Here is a 6,409-nt window from a genome sequence, read left to right as displayed (position 1 = left end):
TTCAAAAACAGGAAAAACAATAATATATTACTTATTCATCATATCTATGATAGCACTATCTTTATCATTTATTGAAATACATATCCAAACAGAAAAAGTAGCAGAAACACTAAACAACATAAGTATTGGCTTACTTTTTATGATAAAAACATTAAGCATTTTAATATCTTCAACAACTATTTTTATAGGACTATTTTCTAAAAAGATAATTAATTTATTTAACGATAATGAAAAACATTAGAAACTACCATCCCTCCCCCCAAAATGCACAAAAATTTTTTATTAAAATAAAGATTACCCATTAAAAATGGAGCCTATTATGAAAAAACTAATTACGATTGCACTACTTGCATTAGCTACAACAACTACCGCACACGCTAAAATTGGCGATGCTTTTATCGCCCCTGAATTTGGAAAGATTACGGTGAAAGGACCTGCATTTCCTGATGACGGTAAAACCAAATATGAAATCGTCAATGGTGAACGAAAAGCGATTTTAACACCCCAATGGAAATTTACTATGAAAGCCTCTGGTGCAAAAGTTAAAATCGAATTCGCATTGGAAAAGTTCTTAAAACAAGAGACTAAATCTGAAAGCGATATTGTTGAGATGACGAAACTCTTTATTGGGGGGTTACAAGAATTAAAACCAATGCGTAAAACCATTTATTTAGATGGTTATAACCCTGAAATGCTTTTCCAATATGATGCTACAATTAAAAACATTCAGCGAGCGATAAAATATCAATTTTGGGATTACTTAATTAAGATTAAAGGTTCTCCTGAATTTGAAAATTTAAAGAAAGAGGTAAAATTTTCTTCTCAAATCCTTGATAATTTAAAATTATATGAGGAATAATAAAAATGGCGGATTTCCGCCATTTTCTATTTTTATGATTTTAACCCAAAATCCTCTTGTTCCATTTGTTTTTCAGTGATGTTTTCTTTCGTTTGCTCATTTACATTTCCTAATGCGACCGCTTCGTGTTCTTTTGCGACAAGCTTATCTAATTGAGGATATTCTTCCTTAATTTCCCCTAACGGTTTCCCTTGTTTAGATAACTCATCTAGGGCGAACTGTTTTTCTTCCTCGCTAACAGGCTCTTTATTTTTCATTTTCTGTAAAATAACCCCCAAAGTATAAGCGGGCGTTAATTGAACTTCTTTTTTATAAACATTATTGTATGCCCCATAAGCAGAATAACGCATAATTTCATCTTCGGTCATACGATTTATAAAACGCTCTGCTTCTTCTCGATTCATTTTTAGATGAGGGTCATTAACATAAGCGGAAATTAATGTTTTTTTCATCGCATCAATATGACCCATTAGCATTTTTGACAAGTCTTCATTATCTTTATTTTCCAACTTATAGCTCACCAATGCTCTTAACTTCGCATATTGCTCATTAATACCGTTAAATTTTGCCTCATTTCCCTCTTCTTCATTTACAATAGTAAATTTTGTATTAATATTGGTGAAATCTTTTAAGAAATCATCAATTGAGTTAATATCTGTTTTATTTTCTGAAGTTAAATTTTTCAACCCCACTTTCAACATCGCTTCGGTAAAATCCAACATAACTTGTCCGCCATCTTTGGATTTTAATGAAATCACCCCCATATCGGAGCCAAAGCTACTAATTTTAATTTGATACCCTTTAAGGTTTTCGTCATCTTTTTGTTTTGCAAGAATATGATTAGTTACCCCTACGGTAATTTCAGTATAAATCAGATTATTAAGTTGACCTTTTAAATGGGCTGGAACTTCATCCTCTTTGTAGGTGGCGATTTTCGCTTGCAACTCTTTGCGTTTTTGGATTGTTTCATTAATATTTGCTTCGGCAATATAAGCATCAAAATAAAAAACTTGGCTTTTTATATCTTGAATCTTTATTTTGCCACTTTCGATATTTTTATACAATTCCAACAAATCTTCTTCTGAAAGCTCACTTTTCCCTATCTTACGAGCAAACTCTCTAATCATATTCGCTTGAAGTGGGGTCAATTTATCGCCATTCTCTTTTAAATAAGATTTAAACTCTAATGCACTTTTAATTTGCACAAGCAATAATTCTTTGAATTTTTGTTCTTCACTTAAACTATTATTTTGTAAAATTTGCTGACTATTCACTAAATAATCAACACCTGCTTTGGCAAGTTTTTCTGCATTTGGCAAAGGGGGATTAGAATTTTTAGCCATTTCAAAGAGTTCTTTAGCCGCGATAAGCTTTTCTTCTGTTGGCTTAACTTCATTCCAAATTTCCGCAAATTCTGGACGTTTAGCAACAAAAGCGTCCATTTTTCTTTCAATTTCTTTATATTCTTGTGATTGGAAAAACGCTTCCACTTTATCAAAACGTTGTTGTAATACCGCCATTGCAGCTAAATGAGATTGAATATTGTATTGCTGTCTTTCAATATTACGCTGAATACGACTATCCTCTTCACGAGTATTTTGAACCTGTACTGTTTTCTCAATATAGTCAAGGTTTCGCATAAAACGCACACGCTCACGCAAAAGCTCTTGTTTTTCTTGTTGCTCTTGCAATGTGGCTTCTAAAATAATTTTATTGTTCGCCTCTGTCGCAAACTGTTTAAATTGCTCAACTTTATCCTTAATTAAAGCGGAAAAATCCAAATCCCCTTTCACTTGCTCCATATAATCAATGATTAATGCAAGTTCTTCTTTGGTGGCGTTTTCAATGTCTGCTTTGGTTAGGTTGCTGAGGTAGGTTTTGATATTATTCATAGCTTTATTCTTGAAAAATCACTTTGTTTTATTTTAAATAAAAAACAGAGAAAACAAGTTCAAGTAAGGAATAACGGCTTTGTGCATTTGGTCAAGAGGGGCGGAATGGAAAGGTTATCGAGATTGCCATATTCAAGGTGATTTAGTCCTGATTTACCAATACGTTATAGACGATGAATTTGATGAATTGAAATTTTCTCGTTTAAATACCCATTCGCAAACTGCTTTGAAATAGAAGTAATCAATATGTTTATAAAAATACCCTCAATAACTAACGTCTTGAATCATTCGCCTGTTGCAGTAAAATGCGGCTTTCTTTTAGGAATTGTTCGGAATAGTCGCCAAACCAATGGTGCACTTCATCAAAAGCTTGGATAAAGCCGGCTTTATCGTTACGTTTGAAGAAATCCAAACCTTGTTCAAAGCTCTCTTTTAGCGATTCAATAGTATCTATATTTTCCGGCTTATCAGCAATAATGTCTGCGTATAGACTACCGTCTTGAGCAAATAAACGCCCGATCATCGCTAATTCTAATCGGTAAATTGGGGAAGATAACGCCAATAATTGCGACAATTGTATAGGCTGACGGGAAAGGTGCAGCCCGAATACAAAAGTTGAAAAGTGGCGTAACGCTTGAATATACGTCATTGCGTGGTCGTGTTCTGCTGCTTCAATCTGTTCGATTTTCGCCCCCCAAATTTTCATTTGTTCAATCAACCATTCATAACGCTCAGGGTAACGCCCATTACAGCAAGCAATAACTTGTTTTGCTTGACTCGCAATATCCGGTCCGAACATTGGGTGTAAGCCAACTACCGCTCCATTATGCACTTCCAGCATTTTTTGCAGTGGCTGATATTTAACAGAAGTTAAATCTGCCAAAATCATATTTTCGGTTAAATAAGGCTTTAAACGCTCGATAGTTTCTAAGGTGTTGGCAATCGGCACACAAACAATCACTAAATCAGCGTTGGCTAAAATAGTTGCGGCATTGCCCCAATCATTTCGTCCTAAGGCTTCAACGTTATAACCGGATAAGGTTAAATAATTGCCGAATAATCCACCTAATTTCCCTTTACCGCCTACAATTACAATTTTTTGGATAGCAGAATTCACTCTTTTGAAACCGTGCTTGTTTTCATTGGCGTAAGATTCACGCATTACACGGCGTAGCACATCTTCAATTAGATCGGCAGGAACACCTTGCTTTTCCGCCTCTTCTCGGCGGGCGGAAATCATTGCGGTTTCTCGCTCAGGGGCATACACAGGAATGCCGTGTTCTGATTTTACTTTTCCCACTTCTGCCACAAGGGCTAGGCGTTGGGAAAGTAATGCTATAAGTTGTTGATCAACTTGGTCAATTTGTTCACGTAACGGAGCTAATGGGTTCATAATTCTTACCAATATAAAAACAAGCGGTCGTTTTTATCTCATTTTTTGCAAATGATTAATCACGCAATTTTGCTGCAAAATTCGTTAAGAGATCTTCTGTAGTTTGCCAGTCAATGCAAGCATCGGTAATGGAAACACCGTATTTCATCTCACTAAACGGCAATTCTGATGATTGATTACCTGCGTGCAAATTACTTTCAATCATTAAACCGATAATCGAGGTATTGCCTGCAAGTAGTTGCTCCAATACATTTTCTGCCACAATCGGTTGGCGGCGGTAGTCTTTGTTTGAATTACCATGACTACAATCGATCATAATCGCCGTAGGTAAGTTTGCTTGTTTTAGTACCCATTCACAATCATCAACGTATTGCTTTTCATAATTTGGGGTTTTGCCGCCACGTAAAATAATGTGTCCATCGGCATTACCTTTAGTTTTGAGTAGAGTTACCTGCCCTTTTTGGTTGATGCCGATAAAACGATGACTTTGAGCAGAAGATTGCATTGCATTGAGAGCAACAGCTAAACCACCGTCTGTACCGTTTTTAAAGCCAACCGCCATTGATAAACCTGAGGCTAATTCACGGTGAGTTTGGGATTCTGTGGTTCTTGCACCAATTGCAGACCAGCTGAATAAATCCGCTAAATATTGCGGTGTCATAGGATCTAAAGCTTCCGTTGCAAGCGGTAAACCGAGTTCTGCTAAATCAAGGCAGAGTTTACGCCCAATACGCAACCCTGTTTCAACATCAAAAGAGCCGTCTATTTTAGGGTCGTTAATTAAGCCTTTCCAACCTACTGTTGTGCGAGGTTTTTCAAAATAAACACGCATTACGATGTAGAGCTTATCGCTTACTTGGTCTGAAAGTGCCTTAAGTTTTTTGCCGTATTCAATGGCGGCGATTGGATCGTGAATAGAACAAGGTCCGATCACAATTAATTGGCGTTTATCACGTTTGTGGATAATATCCGAGATCTCTTTGCGTGAACGTTCAATTTGCTCGCGTAAGTGTTCAGGCAATGGGAACTCTTGTTTTAGTTCTTGTGGGGTAAGTAAAACTTTTTCATCTTGAATATTCACATTATGCACGCTATCTTGATTAAATACAGTGTTCATTTTTATTTCCTTATGTAAACTTTAAATTACAAATACTTTACAGCTTTATTTTTAAAGTTTCAACTATTTTTTGCTTAACCGCATCAACACTGATTTTCTCCATCCAATTATTGCCTTTGGCTTTAGTCGCCCAAGCCATTTCTTGCCAAGATTTACCGTAGGATTGCAAAATCGCTTCATCATACACAGACACCACTTTATCTAAATCTTGATAAGGTCCTGTTCGTCTTGGGTTATGAATAGCATATAAACCGATAACAGACGTATTTTGAGTAGTAGCAATATGAGCTGGTCCTGAATCTGAAGAGATCACTAAATCAACCTGACGGATAATGCCTGCAAGTTGTTTTAATGACGTTTTACCCGCAATATTTGTACTTTCCGGTGCAAGTTGCTGAATGTTAGCTGCTGTTTCCATTTCATATTGCGAAGGAGAACCTGCAATTAATACATTAATATTTTGCTTACTTAACCAATTAGCAATTTCTGCGTATCTTTCCGGCAGCCAATCTTTCTCTTTTTTACTTGAACAAGGGGCAATTAGTATGTTTTTCCTTGTAAAATCAATAAATTGATTGCCATAAGCTAAATCTTCATCACTCACAGGTAAATGCCATTTTGCCGATAGATCCGTTACCCCAATCGCTTTCGCAAACATCATTTGACCATCAAGAACGTGAGGGGAATTTGTTATTTCTACTTTCTGATTGGTAAATAACCATTGCATTTCTCTTGCTCTATCTTTATTAAAGCCGATTTTTTTATCAGCTTTAATGCCAAGCGAAAGCATTGATGCCCGAAATGCAGTTTGCAAATTAAGTAAAAAATCAAACCGCTTGTGAGAAAGTTTTTTCCATATTGTAAATATTTCTTTCCACCCTAATTTTTTATCAAAAGGAATTAATTGCACATTAGGGATATCTTTCATTAAAGCGGCTTCGGTTTTACCGATAATCCAAGTAATTTCAGCGGAAGGATAATGCCGCTGAATAGCTTGCACAACGGCTAAAGTATGGCATACATCACCAATAGCGGAGAGGCGTAAAATACAAATTGAGAGAGGTTTATTTGACATCATAATTTACTGGATTAAACATTGAGTAAGCTTATATTAAGATATAAAAAAAGCCACATAAAGTGTTTTATGT

6 protein-coding genes and 1 pseudogene are annotated in these 6,409 nt (G+C 35.8%); 3 read left to right on the top strand and 4 right to left on the bottom strand.

Annotation, left to right across the window (positions count from 1 at the left end; all coding sequences use genetic code 11):
- Both ACJHV0_RS05655 and ACJHV0_RS05650 read left to right on the top strand, forming a co-directional pair.
- The coding region (locus ACJHV0_RS05655) for a hypothetical protein (RefSeq protein WP_483133620.1) at positions 1-241 on the top strand (241 nt) is incomplete at its 5' end.
- Between the two features lie 78 nt (positions 242-319).
- Positions 320-859 carry a hypothetical protein gene (locus tag ACJHV0_RS05650; protein ID WP_483133619.1) on the top strand — a complete coding sequence of 180 codons (540 nt, stop codon included), beginning with the start codon at positions 320-322 and terminating at the stop codon, positions 857-859.
- 32 nt (positions 860-891) lie between these two features.
- On the opposite strand, the gene ACJHV0_RS05645 is transcribed toward ACJHV0_RS05650, so the two are convergent.
- Complete coding sequence (locus tag ACJHV0_RS05645; protein ID WP_483133618.1) at positions 892-2,751, bottom strand: hypothetical protein; 1,860 nt, start codon at positions 2,749-2,751, stop codon at positions 892-894.
- 103 nt (positions 2,752-2,854) lie between these two features.
- On the opposite strand from ACJHV0_RS05645, the pseudogene ACJHV0_RS05640 reads away from it, so the two are divergent.
- Positions 2,855-2,986, top strand: a pseudogene (locus tag ACJHV0_RS05640) (type II toxin-antitoxin system mRNA interferase toxin, RelE/StbE family); the annotation flags it as partial.
- Positions 2,987-3,022: 36 nt separating this feature from the next.
- Here the strand turns inward: ACJHV0_RS05640 and tyrA are convergent.
- Genes tyrA through ACJHV0_RS05625 form a run of 3 tightly spaced genes read right to left on the bottom strand, consistent with a single transcriptional unit; the run spans position 3,023 to position 6,336 of the window.
- Positions 3,023-4,144, bottom strand: coding sequence for a bifunctional chorismate mutase/prephenate dehydrogenase (tyrA, locus tag ACJHV0_RS05635; protein WP_483133617.1), 1,122 nt, complete (start codon positions 4,142-4,144; stop codon positions 3,023-3,025).
- A 55-nt stretch (positions 4,145-4,199) separates the two neighbouring features.
- Positions 4,200-5,261 (bottom strand): 3-deoxy-7-phosphoheptulonate synthase, encoded by a 1,062-nt coding sequence (locus ACJHV0_RS05630; protein ID WP_025236496.1) that lies wholly within the window; start codon positions 5,259-5,261, stop codon positions 4,200-4,202.
- 37 nt (positions 5,262-5,298) lie between these two features.
- Positions 5,299-6,336, bottom strand: a complete 1,038-nt coding sequence (locus ACJHV0_RS05625) for a glycosyltransferase family 9 protein (protein WP_483133622.1) — start codon at positions 6,334-6,336, stop codon at positions 5,299-5,301.
- Between the last annotated feature and the right edge of the window lie 73 nt (positions 6,337-6,409).

This window comes from Mannheimia sp., assembly GCF_056854775.1.
Note: the sequence above shows the minus strand (reverse complement) of the source record. Positions and strands in the feature narration are given on the sequence as shown.

What these genes read in the sequence shown, in the direction of transcription:
- tyrA (WP_483133617.1), bottom strand. Translation starts at nt 4,144, where the DNA reads ATGAACCCATTAGCTCCGTTACGTGAACAAATTGACCAAGTTGATCAA.
- ACJHV0_RS05650 (WP_483133619.1), top strand. Translation starts at nt 320, where the DNA reads ATGAAAAAACTAATTACGATTGCACTACTTGCATTAGCTACAACAACT.
- ACJHV0_RS05630 (WP_025236496.1), bottom strand. Translation starts at nt 5,261, where the DNA reads ATGAACACTGTATTTAATCAAGATAGCGTGCATAATGTGAATATTCAA.
- ACJHV0_RS05645 (WP_483133618.1), bottom strand. Translation starts at nt 2,751, where the DNA reads ATGAATAATATCAAAACCTACCTCAGCAACCTAACCAAAGCAGACATT.
- ACJHV0_RS05625 (WP_483133622.1), bottom strand. Translation starts at nt 6,336, where the DNA reads ATGTCAAATAAACCTCTCTCAATTTGTATTTTACGCCTCTCCGCTATT.